General features: G+C 37.4%; 16 protein-coding genes. 11 read left to right on the top strand and 5 right to left on the bottom strand.

What is annotated here, in order from left to right; all coding sequences use genetic code 11:
• Nucleotides 1–7: 7 nt before the first annotated feature.
• The 3 genes from pseB to fliS are packed head-to-tail and all read right to left on the bottom strand — an operon-like array spanning nt 8 to nt 1773.
• Entirely contained in the window at nt 8–1009 is a 1002-nt protein-coding gene (pseB, locus tag P3J6_RS16205; RefSeq protein WP_138605289.1) for a UDP-N-acetylglucosamine 4,6-dehydratase (inverting), read from the bottom strand.
• A gap of 45 nt (nt 1010–1054) precedes the next feature.
• A complete protein-coding gene (locus tag P3J6_RS16200; RefSeq protein ID WP_171039588.1) occupies nt 1055–1378 on the bottom strand; it encodes a hypothetical protein in 324 nt (107 codons plus the stop codon).
• Entirely contained in the window at nt 1378–1773 is a 396-nt protein-coding gene (gene fliS, locus P3J6_RS16195; protein WP_109874274.1) for a flagellar export chaperone FliS, read from the bottom strand. Before fliS ends, P3J6_RS16200 begins: the two co-directional genes overlap by 1 nt.
• A gap of 368 nt (nt 1774–2141) precedes the next feature.
• Between fliS and P3J6_RS16190 the strand changes: the two genes are divergently transcribed.
• Both P3J6_RS16190 and P3J6_RS16185 read left to right on the top strand, forming a co-directional pair.
• Nucleotides 2142–3578 carry a sigma-54 dependent transcriptional regulator gene (locus P3J6_RS16190; protein ID WP_198523544.1) on the top strand — a complete coding sequence of 479 codons (1437 nt, stop codon included), beginning with the start codon at nt 2142–2144 and terminating at the stop codon, nt 3576–3578.
• A gap of 215 nt (nt 3579–3793) precedes the next feature.
• Complete coding sequence (locus P3J6_RS16185; protein ID WP_198523543.1) at nt 3794–5086, top strand: DUF4910 domain-containing protein; 1293 nt, start codon at nt 3794–3796, stop codon at nt 5084–5086.
• 35 nt (nt 5087–5121) lie between these two features.
• Here P3J6_RS16185 and P3J6_RS16180 read toward each other — a convergent pair whose 3' ends face one another.
• Nucleotides 5122–5811 carry a class I SAM-dependent methyltransferase gene (locus P3J6_RS16180; protein WP_138570510.1) on the bottom strand — a complete coding sequence of 230 codons (690 nt, stop codon included), beginning with the start codon at nt 5809–5811 and terminating at the stop codon, nt 5122–5124.
• 249 nt (nt 5812–6060) lie between these two features.
• Between P3J6_RS16180 and P3J6_RS16175 the strand changes: the two genes are divergently transcribed.
• Genes P3J6_RS16175 through P3J6_RS16150 form a run of 6 tightly spaced genes read left to right on the top strand, consistent with a single transcriptional unit; the run spans nt 6061 to nt 10778 of the window.
• On the top strand, nt 6061–7125 hold the full coding sequence (locus P3J6_RS16175; protein WP_138605292.1) for a 4-hydroxy-2-oxovalerate aldolase: 1065 nt from the start codon (nt 6061–6063) through the stop codon (nt 7123–7125).
• Nucleotides 7122–8483 carry a class I adenylate-forming enzyme family protein gene (locus P3J6_RS16170; protein ID WP_198523542.1) on the top strand — a complete coding sequence of 454 codons (1362 nt, stop codon included), beginning with the start codon at nt 7122–7124 and terminating at the stop codon, nt 8481–8483. Before P3J6_RS16175 ends, P3J6_RS16170 begins: the two co-directional genes overlap by 4 nt.
• Nucleotides 8480–9100 (top strand): hypothetical protein, encoded by a 621-nt coding sequence (locus P3J6_RS16165; protein ID WP_138605294.1) that lies wholly within the window; start codon nt 8480–8482, stop codon nt 9098–9100. The genes P3J6_RS16170 and P3J6_RS16165 overlap by 4 nt, the downstream gene beginning before the upstream one ends.
• Nucleotides 9097–9753 carry a cyclase family protein gene (locus tag P3J6_RS16160; RefSeq protein ID WP_138605295.1) on the top strand — a complete coding sequence of 219 codons (657 nt, stop codon included), beginning with the start codon at nt 9097–9099 and terminating at the stop codon, nt 9751–9753. The genes P3J6_RS16165 and P3J6_RS16160 overlap by 4 nt, the downstream gene beginning before the upstream one ends.
• A complete protein-coding gene (locus P3J6_RS16155; RefSeq protein ID WP_178956415.1) occupies nt 9746–10000 on the top strand; it encodes a hypothetical protein in 255 nt (84 codons plus the stop codon). Before P3J6_RS16160 ends, P3J6_RS16155 begins: the two co-directional genes overlap by 8 nt.
• Nucleotide 10001: 1 nt before the next feature.
• Nucleotides 10002–10778 carry an AAC(3) family N-acetyltransferase gene (locus tag P3J6_RS16150; protein WP_171039589.1) on the top strand — a complete coding sequence of 259 codons (777 nt, stop codon included), beginning with the start codon at nt 10002–10004 and terminating at the stop codon, nt 10776–10778.
• A 161-nt stretch (nt 10779–10939) separates the two neighbouring features.
• Here P3J6_RS16150 and P3J6_RS16145 read toward each other — a convergent pair whose 3' ends face one another.
• On the bottom strand, nt 10940–11530 hold the full coding sequence (locus P3J6_RS16145) for a DNA-3-methyladenine glycosylase I (protein WP_198523541.1): 591 nt from the start codon (nt 11528–11530) through the stop codon (nt 10940–10942).
• 129 nt (nt 11531–11659) lie between these two features.
• On the opposite strand from P3J6_RS16145, the gene P3J6_RS16140 reads away from it, so the two are divergent.
• The 3 genes from P3J6_RS16140 (at nt 11660) to fliE (ending at nt 14681) form a co-directional block, all read left to right on the top strand.
• Nucleotides 11660–12775, top strand: coding sequence for a sensor histidine kinase (locus P3J6_RS16140; RefSeq protein ID WP_138605299.1), 1116 nt, complete (start codon nt 11660–11662; stop codon nt 12773–12775).
• The gene (locus tag P3J6_RS16135; RefSeq protein WP_198523540.1) at nt 12768–14192 is read left to right on the top strand and encodes a sigma-54-dependent transcriptional regulator; all 1425 of its coding nucleotides are present in this window, start codon (nt 12768–12770) and stop codon (nt 14190–14192) included. The genes P3J6_RS16140 and P3J6_RS16135 overlap by 8 nt, the downstream gene beginning before the upstream one ends.
• Before the next feature lie 156 nt (nt 14193–14348).
• Nucleotides 14349–14681, top strand: coding sequence for a flagellar hook-basal body complex protein FliE (fliE, locus tag P3J6_RS16130; protein WP_010387900.1), 333 nt, complete (start codon nt 14349–14351; stop codon nt 14679–14681).
• Nucleotides 14682–14691 lie beyond the last annotated feature (10 nt).

Raw genomic sequence — 14691 nt, 5'->3', positions numbered from 1 at the left:
ATAACTTTTAAACTAATGCTTCAATGTTGAAGGCTTCAATTTCTTCAATCGTCATGTAATGAGGGTTGTTTAAAGAGTTATATTCAAAGCCTTGCTGAACTTTTTTTCCCTTTTCATCAAGCGCATTTACTGTAAAGTCATTACTACGACTGCTAAATTTAATGCCTGGTGCAATAACAAAGTGATCGTTATATTCATAGGTTTCAAAACACAGATCGGCAGGGCACATAACCTCATGAAGTTTTTCGCCTGGGCGAATACCAATAATTTTAATAGGTAATTCAGGAGCCATTGCTTTTGCTAGGTCCGTAATGCGAATTGATGGAATCTTAGGTACGAAAATTTCACCACCCAACATGCGCGCGAAATTTGTTAAAACAAAATCAACGCCTTGTTGAAGGCTTATCCAAAAACGGGTCATTTCATCATGAGTGATAGGAATATGATCACGACCTTCATTAATAAACTTTTGGAAAATAGGCACAACTGAACCTCGCGAACATACTACATTACCGTAGCGCACCACTGAAAAAGTGGTTTTATGGCCGCCAGCAATATTGTTTGCCGCTACAAATAATTTATCTGAGGCCAATTTAGTAGCACCGTATAGATTAATAGGATTGGCTGCTTTATCCGTAGAGAGAGCTATGACTTTTTCAACGTTATTATCAAGTGCTGCATTAATGACGTTTTCTGCGCCATTTATGTTGGTTTTTATACATTCCATTGGGTTGTATTCAGCGGCAGGTACCTGCTTAAGGGCTGCAGCATGGATAACGTAATCAACGCCACGCATTGCGCGATTTAGTCGTTCTTTATCTCGAACATCGCCAATAAAGTAGCGCATACAAGGCTGATCAAAATCTTGCTGCATTTCAAACTGCTTTAGCTCGTCACGAGAAAAGATAATAATTTTTTTGGGGCTGTACCGTTCTAATAATGTTTTTACATACTTTTTACCGAACGATCCTGTTCCACCTGTTATTAAAACTACTTTTCCATCAAACATGTGATTTTCTCCACAGCTAACCAGCCTCATATTGCCAAATCTATTTTAAAAGTTAGATTTATACTTATTTACAGCTTTTTTATTTTTTTGATTACCAACTATTTTAACCGCTAATAGTTGCTTTTGATTATCTATTTTAACAGATAGCTGTTCTATTAGGTTAATTAAAAACTCAAGTTCAGTAGCTGAATAATGAGTTTTTTCTCTAGAAAGTGAGCTACTTATGTGAATATCAAGTTTATTATGAATATTCAGCGCTTGCTCAATATCCCAATCTTCTGAGTCAGCAATCAAACTTACTAGATCATTGCAATATGCTCTAGTCTCACTATCTTTTACTTGTGAGTTTGTAACCCGCTTTAAAGACATTATAGTTGTGGTTCTCTTTGTTCAAATGGAATTGCTTCCCAACCTGATTTTATTTCCTTGATCAAGGTAATTACTTCATCAATTTTTTCTATATCGTTCTCGAGGTTTGCGGTTAGTAAGCATCGCTGACAATAATCATATAAAGAGTCTAAGTTAGTTGATACTTCATTATTATGTTCAAAATTTAATACTTGCTGCAACGCACCAAGTAGCACAATACAATCAGAGATTGCGTTGCCTTTTTTTTCTAACTCTTTACGTTCAATAAACCCTTTAGCAGCAGAGAGTTTGCCAACAATATTCACAAACACGAGTTTGACTTGATCATAAGGCGTCATTTCTTTAACGCTGCTAACTGTAATTTGACGGTATTTATTGATTGATGCGTGCGCCATAGGTAATTCCTTAAATTTTAATTACATGTGTAGAACCTTAAGCAAGTTTAGTTCCAACATAAGTTTGACTATTACTTATCGGCCAAAACAGTCACACCTTTAAGTAATAATAGCAGTTTTTATGAGTTTCTTCTGTGTGAAATCGTATCATTACTAGTGGCAAAAATGTGTTAGGTAATTCATCCTAAGTGGGTAGTTCGTTATAAATAGTTAAAGAGTTATTAGTTATAAAGTATTGGCTTTTCTGGCGGTGTGTCTGTTTTTTGGCGTTAATGTCAAAAAATCGCCGCTATTACTTGCATCCAAATCCAACTGGCTTACAATTTGATTAATAAAACAAATTAGTGAAATAAATGGCTCGCTAAAAAATGATCTTAATTTTAGATAATAATAATAATCGCTCTATTGGATTATATGCATCCCTTACTTTTATTGGTGAGGCGGTACAGTTGCAAACAGAAGCTGACTTTGAGCAGGCATGTAGTCACTATCAAAACAAAGAATGTATTGTGGTGTTAGGGGCGCTGCAATCTTTAGATCATGAAAGTTTAATTAAACGCTATCCAACATTTCCTTTTTTACTGATTGGTGAAACGCTCAAACCGCTACTAAGTCTCGCCAATGTTGTTGGACTAATTTGTGAGCCATTTACTCATGAAGTTACCACTCAGTTACTACATGATTGTCAGCAATATCAGCGTATGCTGCCTCATGAGCATCAACATAATAAAGAAAAAAGCACCTTTGATGGCCTTGTAGGTGAAACCAAAGCCGTAAAAGATTTACGCTTTTTAATTACTCAAGTTGCTAAAACCGATGCCAACGTACTTATTTTAGGTGAGTCGGGCACGGGTAAAGAAGTGGTTGCTCGTAATGTGCATCTGCTTTCTAAGCGTAACAAAGGCCCATTTGTACCAGTAAACTGTGGGGCAATTCCTGCAGAGCTACTAGAAAGTGAACTATTTGGCCATGAAAAAGGTGCATTTACCGGGGCTATTTCAGCACGTAAAGGCCGGTTTGAATTGGCGCAAGGTGGCACGCTATTTTTAGATGAAATAGGGGATATGCCGCTGCAAATGCAGGTCAAGTTACTGCGAGTACTACAAGAGCGTAGCTATGAGCGCGTTGGCGGTACCAAAGCGATTCAAGCCGATGTACGTGTTATTGCTGCAACCCACCGTGATCTTGAAAGCATGATTGAAAAAGGCTCATTCCGAGAAGACTTATACTATCGCTTAAATGTTTTTCCTATTGAGAGTCCATCACTTGCTCAACGTGCAGAAGACATCCCTTTGCTACTTAAAGAGCTAATGCGCCGCGTAAATGAGCAAAGCGGTACTACGGCTAAGTTTACAGAGCGTGCTATTGAAAGTTTAAAAGAGCATTCTTGGCCAGGTAATATTCGTGAGCTCGCTAACTTAGTTGAGCGTATGGTTATTATGTTCCCAGACAAGGTGGTTGATGTTCCTGATTTACCTAATAAATACCGCTACATTGAAGTTGAAGCCTATGAGCCACAGTACCCAGAAGAACTGATGGAGCGTGATGCGTTTAATGATATTTTTAGTGGCGGATTCAGCGAAGACGAAATAGACCTCGAAGATGATTTTGCTCAAGCGGCACCCGGTTTATTGCCCGATGAAGGTATTGAGCTTAAGGAGTACTTAGCTGAGCTTGAAATTAACTTAATCACCCAGGCATTAGAGCGCTTTGATTACGTTGTTGCCCGTGCTGCTGAAGTACTAGGCGTAAGGCGAACCACACTGGTCGAAAAAATGAAAAAGTATAATCTTTCTAGGGATTGATTAAAACCGCTAATAAATTGAACTGTAGTTAATAAAGTTCTATGTTATTTTTAATTTTGGCTTTAAAACTTGATTTGCCTCCCATTAAATAGTGACAATTTAATGGTGTGCGGTGCTCTTTTTCTTATTGTACACTCCTAAGTTAATGAATAATCTAGCATGTGTTTTATGCAGGTAACGCTTTCTATACAAAGTAAAGTAAAATAAGGTTAAAAATGAACGAAGCAATCGATGGAAATAGAATGTATGGGTGGGCAAAGGAGCTATTTCCAATCAATCGAAGCCTTACAGGTGATGGTGTAAGAGAAACATTGAGATATATCAAACAGTTTGTACCGGAACTGGTTGCACATGAGGTTCCTTCAAATACTATCGCTTTTGACTGGAAGGTACCGCAAGAGTGGAAAGTAAATAACGCATACATAATTGATCCTAAAGGTAATAAAATATGCGATTTTAAAGTTAATAACCTACATCTAATGGGTTACTCAGAGCCTGTTAATAAGACACTTTCTTTAAAAGAATTACAAGCCCACCTTTACAGTATAGAGGATATGCCTGACGCAATACCATATGTTACATCATACTATGAGCGTAATTGGGGATTTTGTCTTAGCCACTCTCAACGTTTATCTTTGACTGAAGGTAGTTACCAAGTTGTTATAGATACAAATTTATTCAATGGGCATTTAACGTATGGAGAGTTTGTTTTACCTGGAGAAACAGAAAATGAAATTTTGCTTTCTACATACATATGCCATCCTTCTTTAGCTAATAATGAATTATCTGGACCAGTTGTTTGTATGGCATTAATTGAGCAACTTAAATTAATGACTGACCGTAGATATACTTACAGAGTTTTATTTTTACCAGAAACCATAGGATCAATAGTTTATATTTCAAAACATTTAAAACGTTTGAAAAAGCATCTGAAAGCTGGATTCATTGTCACATGTGTCGGTGATGAAAGAGAGTACTCTTACCTAAGTTCACGCAACTCTCGTACTTTAGCCGACAGAGCAGCACTAAGTGCTTTAAAGAATTTAGTTGGTAGTTTTAAACAGTATTCTTTTCTTGAGCGCGGTAGTGATGAGCGTCAATTTTGCGCTCCTGGTGTTGATTTACCTGTATGTTCAATTATGCGGAGCAAATACGGGGAATATCCCGAATATCATACATCATTAGATGATCTTACATTAATTACACCTGCTGGATTAAGAGGTGCTGCAGATGTAATTGTTGGCGCTATTCAATTATTAGAAAAAAATAAAGTATATAAAGCAACTAATTTATGTGAGCCGCAACTTGGTAAAAGAGGATTGTATCCTAATACGAGCAATATGCAGCAAGATTATACTCAAGTAAAAATGCTCACTAATTTACTAGCTTATGCAGATGGAGGTAGTGATTTATTAGAGCTTGCTGATAAGATTCGAGCTAATATTTTTGAGCTTTTACCTTTAGTTGAATCTCTCGAAAAAGCTGGTTTAATCAAAGTTCAAGACTAAATAGGGTAGAAGGAGCGCATAAATGCGCTCTTTTGTTAGTTTAATTTAATTACAGCAACATACCAATTGTAAGCTAATCCGAACCAATCCATTTTTATTTCTGCGCATTCACAATATTGTGAAATATTTGAAAAGCAGCTCAAAAAATCATCTTTATCTTCAAAGCGACGCATGACTTGACCATTGCGAACTCCGAAGTAATCATTTTTAATTCTCACATACCCTTTTTCGAGCTCTTCACACGATTCGTAAATAAAAGCTGAAGCAGTTGGAACAGATACGATTAGATAGCCTTTTGGCTTTGTTACTCTTACGAATTCATCAATATGTTTTTGATAATCAAAACTTTCAGAACTCATATAATAACTACTATTCCAAGAGATTAAATAATCAAACATATTCGCTTCGAATGGGATTTCTTCGCAGCTACCTATTCGTAAGTCTAATTCTTGGCCTTTAAACTCCTTTCTTTCAGAGGCATTATTTACGATATCTTTTGTGATTTCTACCCCACTACTCAATAAACCAAGTCTATTAAAAAGAGGGAAATTACGGCCATCACCAAAACCTACATCTAAAATTTTCTTACCTTGAAAATTTTTATCTAGAAACTCTAACTTTGGAAATTGCCCTAAAAAAATTCTAATAACTGCTTCTGGTGGGTAGGCTATTTCTGTGTTTTCAGCATATATGCTATTCCATGATTTATCTCTATCATACTTCATTGTAGTATTATTACCTTTATATAGGGTTAGGTATAATGTTTAACACTTAAGATAACATTTCATAAATACGGTTTACAATATTTATAGGAATATCTAGCTGCCAAGGTTATTAATAGTGGCTTGTATTTTGCTTTATACTTGAAAGCTAGTAAAAACTTTAAGTATGGCAATGTTCATCGACTGGTCTTCGAGTAGAGGCAAAATAAGCGCACTTTTAAGTAGTGCTCCAATTATTAAAAGGTATTAGTGATGAAGTATCCAAAAATACTAGAATGCACTTTAAGAGATGGAAGTTATGAAATTGACTTTCAGTTTTCTAAAAATGATACAGTTAGTATTTGTAGTGCACTAGATTACTGTGGATTTGAGTTAATAGAAGTTGGTCATGGTGTCGGTCTAGGTGCTTCAGAAAGAGGTATAGGAGTTGCTCTTGAGACTGATGAAGTCTATATGAAAGCAGCGTCTGAGAGTGTAAAAAAAGGTAATTGGGGGATGTTTGCAATTCCGGGGATTGCAAATTTAGAACACCTTACGTTAGCTGAGTACCATGGAATGGATTTTGTTCGCTTAGGTTCTACAATATCTGATTTTAAAAAGTGTGAAAAATTTATAAGCTCTGCGAAAAATAAAAGTATGCTCACATACGTCAATTTCATGAAGTCGTATACTGTTTCGCCTAGCAAGCTGGCTAAGGCTGCAAAGGCTGCTTTTGAAATTGGGGCTGATGCTGTTTATGTAGTGGACTCAGCAGGCGGAATGCTACCACAAGAAGTAACGGAGTATGTTCAAGCAATACTTGCTGAATGCCCTAGTCTAACAGTTGGATTTCATGGGCATAATAATTTGGGGTTAGGTGTGGGAAACGCTCTTGCCGCTATCAATGCTGGTGCTGAAATTATTGATTCGTCGCTGCAAGGATTTGGGCGTAGTGCCGGTAATACAAGTACAGAACAAATTATAGGGTGCTTGGCTCGTATGGGATTGGAGGGAAAAATAGATCCAATACAAGTAATGGATTTAGGTGAAGAACTCATAAAACCTTTGATTAATAAAAATGGTCTTTCATCTATTGACACTATATCAGGGATGTCATTATTCCATTCTAGTTATATGCCTATAATTTTTGAAATGTCACAAAAATATAAAGTTGATCCAAGGCATTTAATTATTTCTGTTTGTAAAGAAGATACTTGCAATGCACCTGAAGAAATGGTTGAAAGGCATGCAATTGAGCTGTTAAAAATACAAAAGGCAAAAGGGCATTGGAAGCCGAGTTATAAAAATTACCACGTGAATGAGCAAGTAATTCTATGATAAAAGAACTATTTAAGTCAGCAGAGCAACACTCTTTTGCAATAATACAAGGTACTCAAAAGATTACTTATTTAAATTTTGAGAGTCAGGTAATGTTTTATATGAATCAGTTAACTAAAGCTGGTGTAAGTCAAGGTGATAAAGTAGCTCTAGAGCTCGAAGATAAATTGGAGTTTTTTGTAATTCTTGTTTCATTGTTCACATTAGGTGCAAAGGTCTTACCATTATCAGCTAACTACAATGAATGTTATAAATGCACATTGCTGGACATCTTTAACCCTGACAAAGTAATTAACAATGTTGGCGAATTTGAAGAATACATACCCGAAAAAAAAATGAATAGCTTTATCTATAAGGATAGTTCGAATAATGCTCAGGTTATTACCTTTACTTCAGGGACTACAGGTACACCAAAAGCGGTATGCCACGACTTAAAAAGCTTACTTGTTTGCGCTGAAGCGTTTAACAAACATAATGAAATCGGTTGTGAAGTTAAGATGTTGCATGTGATGCCTTGTTTTTACATGGCTGGTATTCTTAACACTTTTTTATGTCCATTAATAGCTGGTGGATGTGTCATTTTAAGTACAACCTTCTCGGCTAGTAATGCCGCAACTATCTTTAAGAATTTTGCTAAATATAGAGCAAATGCTATTTGGCTAAGCCCTTCAATGTTAGCCCTTTCATCTAAAATGACAACCGATAGAGATGCTATAGGCTGGGTAAGTGATTGCGCAGCAAAGATATTTATCGGTACTGCGCCTCTTATGCAAAATACAAAAAAAGAGTTTGAGCATAAATTTGCACATGAAGTTTTAGAAAGTTATGGCACAAGTGAGCAGTTGTTTATATCTTGTGCGAAAGTCGGTGAAGGGCATTTGGACGGAGTTGGTCGGTGTCTGGATCTTGTAAATGTAACTTTTTCTGATTCGAATGAAATACTAATTGATTCTCCTTGGGAGATGCTTGGCTACTTAAACGCTGACTCAGAATGCCCTGCTACAGGTGATATTGGAAAGTCATCATCAGGGGTTTTAAGCATAACTGGACGTAAAAAAGATATTATTATTAAAGGTGGAATTAATATAAGTTCGAGGTATATAGAGGATGTTAGTTTGAAGTATGCTGGTATTATGGATGCTGCAGTAGTTGCAAAGCCCCATGATTTTTGGGGTGAAGTGCCAATATTATTTCTTTTATCAGAGCATGATTTAAATATTAAATCTATAAAGGCGTGGTTGGGTACCTTGTTACCTTCAGAGTTTCTTCCTGAAAAAATAATTGTTTTGAAAAGCTTTCCTACTTCAGTCACGGGAAAAGTAATGAAAGCAAAGCTAATCGAAAAGTACTTAATATGATTATTGGATTCTCCCATCTTACTTGGAATTCAGCTTTTGTTGAGCGAGATATCTCTAAATTTAAAGAGTTAGGATATGAATCGGTATTTGATGAAAAAGAGTTAGAGAATAACTATTCAAAAAAGGATTTACTTGCTTCCTATTCTGCGAAACATGATATTAAATTACTTAAACGAAGTGATTCATATGACATTGAGATTATTAATCACCATAGTAAAAACATGAATGTACAAAATCGTTTATTTTACAGTGACTCAATGATGACTATTTTGATACCATCAGGTTGTTTTGCAAAGGAAATTGATTTTTGGTGTGGGCTAGGTTTCAAAGAAAGTGGAAATTGCCTAAGGTTATCTAGACCGGTAAAAACATGGAACCTCGATATCTCTTTTGTTTCAACGGAACAAGATCTTGTAGAACAAAAACTGGATCTTCAAGGCTTTACATCAATTGCATTTATAGTAAAAGATTTAGCTCTGTTTAAGAGTAAACTAAAAAATAAAGTAATTTGGATTTCTGAGATATTTACTCTTGAAGTTAATGAACAGAAGATGGATATACTCCTATTTAAAACTCCCTCAGGGGTAATAATAGAACTCATCGAGGTATTAAAATGAAAATAACAGATTTAACAATGTTGCTTGAAGAGGGGATGCAAACATTTGCAGCTCATTGGCACCCCTTTTTTGAATCAACTCAGTTAGGACGACACGGAATTGAAAATAGAGAAACGCGAAAAATTGTATTAGGTACACACACTGGAACTCACATAGATGCCCCAAGGCACTTTATTGCTGATGGTGAAACAATTGAAAATATACCATTAGCTCAATTAAATGGGCCTGCACGGGTTATTGACTTTTCGAATCTTGCAGATAAACATGAAATTACTAAAGATGAGTTGATATTAGCTTTAGGTTCCCAGTGTCCGGTTCGCCTAGTTGCCAGGTTTGACTGGGATTTAAAATTAAACACTAATGAATACTACACAGACCATGCCTTTTTTTCTGAGGATGCTTGCCAATGGCTGGTAGATAATGGGTGTAAGCTTATCGCCCTAGATACCCCTCAGCCTGACAACCCTTTAAATGGAAGAGGGGCAGAAAAGGATGCACCTAACCATAAAATACTGCTTGGTGCAGGTGTTGTTATCGTTGAATATTTAATTAATATTCGTTCGATTGAGAGCGAAGAATTTACGCTTATCGTCGCACCCTTAAAAATTAAAGGTGGCGATGGGGCTCCAGTTAGGTGTTTTGCAATTGAGTAAGAGTAATGAAATGCTAGTAAAAGAAAAGCTAGTGCAGTGGTTTGTTTCCAAAAGCCAGATGGAAAATATTGATACAACGTTAAATTATTTTGAATCCGGTTATATTGATTCATTTGACGTGCTGATGTTAATAGAGTTCTGTGAATCAAGCTTCAATGTAGTGCTTAATGAGATACATTTTGAAGATAGAAGGTTCTCTTCAATTGATGGGTTGGTTGATATTTTAAACGATTTACAGGTGCAATGAATTGCAAAACTATCATTATAGTAGGACTGATTTTGAGTTGGCTTTACAATCTGTAGGGATTTGTAAAGGTGATACTGTTTTTTGTCATAGTAATGTTGGTTACCTAGGTTACCCGGAAGGAGTTACTTCCAAGCAGCAATCCTTAGAGTTAATACTTAGTACTTTTTTAAATTTACTAGGAAGCCAAGGTACCTTAGTGGTACCTACCTTTACTTATTCATTTGGTAAAGGAGAGAATTTTAATGTCAATGATACAGCGTCTGACTGTGGTATGTTCTCAGAATATATTAGGACTAATCCATTGTCAGTGCGAAGCAATGACCCTTCTGTATCTGTTTCTGCTATTGGAAAGTATGCTAGTTTCTTAACAAATAAAGTATCTGAAAATGCCTATGATGAGGGAAGCGCTTTTTCACGACTCGTTCAATTAAAGGCTAAGGTGCTTAACATTAACTTTGATGCAGGCAGTACGTTATTACATTTTTTTGAAAGAGTACATAATGTATCTTATAGGTTTGACAAAACATTTTATGGTAAAAAGTTTGATGGCAAATGCTATATTCCATGCAAATCAACCTTATGGGTTCGAGATTTAAACATAGAGGGGTCTCAGGCGAGTTTCGAGCGCTTTAACCGTTATGCCAGTGATAAAGGTATTTATAAAAGGGCTAAGGTAGGTCGAGGTGGAATTGGCTGTATTTCTGTCGAAGATATGAACAAGGCATTCTCAGAGTTATATGAGAAAGACCCTTGGTTTTTAACAGATAAACACATTTAATTTTTTAAAGATAATGGAGTTTTTTCGAACATTTAAGAATATAAGTGTTAGATTAATTATGAAATGAATCAATAAAAAGTATGAAAACAGCACAATGTAACGCTTTTAACTAGACTTAATTGGCATCGTTCAGGCTAACTAAATCTATTTTAATTACTAACCTATGAGTACTGCGCGATAACTTCTTCCTTCCTAAAACAATCATTACTATGATCGTTAACCATTCCACAGGCCTGCATGTAAGCATACACTGTGGTTGGGCCTAAAAATTTAAAGCCACGCTTTTTTAAATCCTTAGCAAATAACGTCGATGCCTCAGTAACTGCAGGGTAGTCGGCCAGTGTTGCTAAATCATTTACCTGAGGTTTATTACCAACAAACCGCCATTGATAATCACTAAAACTGCCAAATTCTTCTTGAATTGCAATAAAGCATTTCGCGTTATTAATTGTTGCGACAATTTTTAAGCGGTTGCGAACTATGCCCGCATTTTGCATTAATTTTTCTATATCGTGTTCAGTAAAGGCCGCTACTTTGTGTACATCAAAGTTGGCGAAGGCATTTTTATAATTCTCACGCTTTTTTAATATGGTATACCAGCTGAGCCCCGCTTGTGCCGATTCTAATGTCAAAAACTCAAAAAGTAGTTGATCGTCATACACAGGGACGCCCCATTCATGATCATGATAATCCACATAGTCAGGTTTTGTTGTATCTAACCATGGGCAACGGCACTGAATCTCTTTATTCATGCATTTTCCTTTGCGCGTCATTTTTACGACACGTATTTTTACGGTTTAATCTATTGAATTTACTGGTAAATAATTTTGGTACATATTGTGCATTGGCTACTGTGTCTACATTATTTTAGAGAGTTGATTATGGCCCTTGCAAGTGTGCTAAAACCCCAGTTTATTTCTGCTAACCAGTATAACCCATGTTTACTGCAAGAGGAGTATGTTGGTGAGTTGAGTGATTTGCGTCAACAGGCAAGTTGGCTTTCTCATTTAGTTGATACTATGCCTGCGGGCGTGATTGTACTCGATGGTAAAGGAATGATCGCGAAGGCGAATCAAATTGCTATCGATATGCTCGGTGAACCATTAGAGGGTGAGAAGTGGTTTAGTGTTATTCAGCGCTCATTTCGTCCTCATCAAGATGATGGTCATGAAGTGTCTTTAAAAGATGGACGCTTAATAAAACTCGATATTACCGCACTTGCGCCAGAGCCTGGGCAACTTATATTGATGACCGATTTGACTGAAACCCGACGCTTACAAAAACGAGTCGCGCATATGCAGCGTTTAAGTGCGTTAGGTAAAATGGTGGCATCTTTGGCCCATCAAGTACGCACACCGTTATCAGCAGCTATGTTGTATGCTGCCAACTTAGGCTCAAAGCGCTTACCGGAAGCATCACGCGGCAGTTTTCACACAAAATTAATGTCTCGCTTGAAAGATTTAGAAACCCAAGTAAACGACATGCTGCTATTTGCTAAAAGTGGTGATCAACAGGTAGTTGAGCAAGTGTCGATGCAACAGTTACTCAGTGAAGTAAAAGCCGGTGCCGATGCCATGGTAGCGCTCAATGATAGCGAATTAAATGTGAGCTTGCCTGAACCCGATATAGAAATTATGGGTAATAAAACCGCATTAGCAAGCGCTATTCAAAACCTAATTCACAACAGTATTCAAGTGATTGGCAGTGGCGCGCAGGTTCACCTTAGCGCCCAGCGTGACAAACAAGACTCTGACTTTGTACGCATTAGCGTGAGTGACAATGGTCCAGGCATTGACTTAGTCCAGAGCGAGAAAATATTTGAACCTTTTTATACCACTAAAAGCCAAGGTACAGGCTTAGGGCTTGCCGTTGTTAGTTCGGTAGCCAGTGCGCATCAGGGAAGGGTTGAGGCAAACAACAACCCACACGGGGGAGCAATTTTTAGTATGTTGCTGCCTATTAGTGTCACATCTAAATTAGGGGAGTCACATGAGTAACACTATTTTAGTTGTAGAAGACGACGCCGGACTTCGTGAAGCATTAATTGATACTCTAGAAATGTCGGGCATCGCTTGCATGGCAGCCAGTAGTGCAGAGCAAGCCATGTTGTTATTAAAAAAAGATGTATTTTCACTGGTGGTCAGTGATGTACAAATGGGCGAAATGAGTGGCTTGGACTTATTACGCAGTATTAAATTAAATCACCCTGATTTACCCGTACTTATGATGACGGCCTATGCCACAATTGATGATGCAGTTGAAGCCATGCGCCTAGGCGCGATTGATTATATGGCTAAGCCATTTGCCCCAGAAGTGCTATTGAACATGGTGAGCCGTTACTTACCTGAAAAGGAAAAAGAAACAGACGGTCCTATCGTTGCCGACCCTAGCAGTATTCAATTACTTGAACTTGCAGGTAAAGTTGCTCGTTCAGATGCCAGTGTAATGGTACTTGGGCCAAGTGGCTCAGGTAAAGAAGTGCTGGCACGTTATATTCATGACAAGTCAAAACGCTGCAATGAACCATTTGTAGCAATTAACTGTGCTGCTATTCCTGAAAACATGCTTGAAGCTACTTTGTTTGGCTACGAAAAAGGCGCGTTTACTGGTGCGATTCAGGCCTGCCCTGGTAAGTTTGAACAAGCACAGGGTGGGACTATCTTACTTGATGAAATCACCGAAATGGATTTAGGCTTACAAGCTAAACTACTGCGGGTATTACAAGAACGCGAAGTTGAGCGTTTAGGCGGTCGGAAAACTATTTCGCTAGATGTACGTGTGCTTGCAACCAGTAACCGCGAATTAAAAGAGGCCGTTGCTGAAAATCAGTTCCGCGAAGATTTATATTATCGACTCAATGTATTCCCTTTACTGTGGCGACCTCTATGTGAGCGTCCTGGCGACATTATTGTACTGGCTAAGCATTTAATTGAACGTCACTTAAGTAAAAGCAAAGAGCCAATGGCGTATCTAGATACAAGCGCCGAACAAAAGCTACTTAGCCATAGCTGGCCGGGTAACGTTCGAGAGCTGGATAACGTTATTCAACGTGCTTTAATTTTACGCAGTGGCAGTACTATTGATGAGCATGCAATTTTTATCGAAAATTTAACCCCAACCCAGTTTGTGGTTGAAACAACAACAGTGCCGGAGCCTATAAAAAATAATCTCAGTAACGCTTATTATGACGAAAAAACAATGCCCGAAGATGAGCAAAAAAATGATTTACTCGCCCTAGACACGGGGAGTTATAAAGATGAACTTAAAGATAAAGAACATCGCATAATTTTAGAAACCTTGGCGCGTTGTCAAGGAAAGCGTAAAGAAGTAGCCGAAACCTTAGGTATAAGTCCGCGTACTTTGCGTTACAAATTAGCGCAAATGCGCGATTTAGGTATTTCCCTCCCTGCATAACCTCAACAGCCCTAAAACTAAGTAACATATTTTAGGGCTGTCAAAACTCTGACTACGTAAATTTATATCTCAACATGTTGTTTTAATTGAGTTTTATTTTTGGCATGTTTTGTGCTTTATTCTATTTAAGAGTTTACTGCATTATCAGAGACAATTATGAAAATTCAAAACAGTGCTTTATTTCAAGAAATGCAATCTATGGCTTCAGAAGCCACGCGTAGTAACCAAGTTAATAACTTGCCAACGCAAGTGCAATCAACGTCTACAGCACAATTTGGTGATATGTTGAGTAATGCACTTAATACAGTGCATGAGCTTCAGCAAGACACAGGACAAAAAAGAAAAGCAGTTGAGATGGGCGACAGAAGCGTATCGCTTGCTGAGGCGATGATTGCCTCGCAAAAGTCTTCTGTGGCATTTGAAGCTACGGTACAGGTTCGTAATAAGCTTGTTGAATCTTACAAAGAAATTATGAACATGCCTGTTTAACTAGGTAGTG

Source organism: Pseudoalteromonas sp. 3J6, assembly GCF_903995135.1.
Taxonomy (GTDB): domain Bacteria; phylum Pseudomonadota; class Gammaproteobacteria; order Enterobacterales; family Alteromonadaceae; genus Pseudoalteromonas.
The sequence above is the reverse complement of the archived record's forward strand: the minus strand, read 5'-3'. Positions and strand labels throughout refer to the sequence as shown.

Coding starts and splice junctions, on each gene's coding strand:
- pseB (WP_138605289.1), bottom strand. CDS start 1,009: ATGTTTGATGGAAAAGTAGTTTTAATAACAGGTGGAACAGGATCGTTC.
- P3J6_RS16200 (WP_171039588.1), bottom strand. CDS start 1,378: ATGTCTTTAAAGCGGGTTACAAACTCACAAGTAAAAGATAGTGAGACT.
- fliS (WP_109874274.1), bottom strand. CDS start 1,773: ATGGCGCACGCATCAATCAATAAATACCGTCAAATTACAGTTAGCAGC.
- P3J6_RS16190 (WP_198523544.1), top strand. CDS start 2,142: ATGATCTTAATTTTAGATAATAATAATAATCGCTCTATTGGATTATAT.
- P3J6_RS16185 (WP_198523543.1), top strand. CDS start 3,794: ATGAACGAAGCAATCGATGGAAATAGAATGTATGGGTGGGCAAAGGAG.
- P3J6_RS16180 (WP_138570510.1), bottom strand. CDS start 5,811: ATGAAGTATGATAGAGATAAATCATGGAATAGCATATATGCTGAAAAC.
- P3J6_RS16175 (WP_138605292.1), top strand. CDS start 6,061: ATGAAGTATCCAAAAATACTAGAATGCACTTTAAGAGATGGAAGTTAT.
- P3J6_RS16170 (WP_198523542.1), top strand. CDS start 7,122: ATGATAAAAGAACTATTTAAGTCAGCAGAGCAACACTCTTTTGCAATA.
- P3J6_RS16165 (WP_138605294.1), top strand. CDS start 8,480: ATGATTATTGGATTCTCCCATCTTACTTGGAATTCAGCTTTTGTTGAG.
- P3J6_RS16160 (WP_138605295.1), top strand. CDS start 9,097: ATGAAAATAACAGATTTAACAATGTTGCTTGAAGAGGGGATGCAAACA.
- P3J6_RS16145 (WP_198523541.1), bottom strand. CDS start 11,530: ATGAATAAAGAGATTCAGTGCCGTTGCCCATGGTTAGATACAACAAAA.
- P3J6_RS16140 (WP_138605299.1), top strand. CDS start 11,660: ATGGCCCTTGCAAGTGTGCTAAAACCCCAGTTTATTTCTGCTAACCAG.
- P3J6_RS16135 (WP_198523540.1), top strand. CDS start 12,768: ATGAGTAACACTATTTTAGTTGTAGAAGACGACGCCGGACTTCGTGAA.
- fliE (WP_010387900.1), top strand. CDS start 14,349: ATGAAAATTCAAAACAGTGCTTTATTTCAAGAAATGCAATCTATGGCT.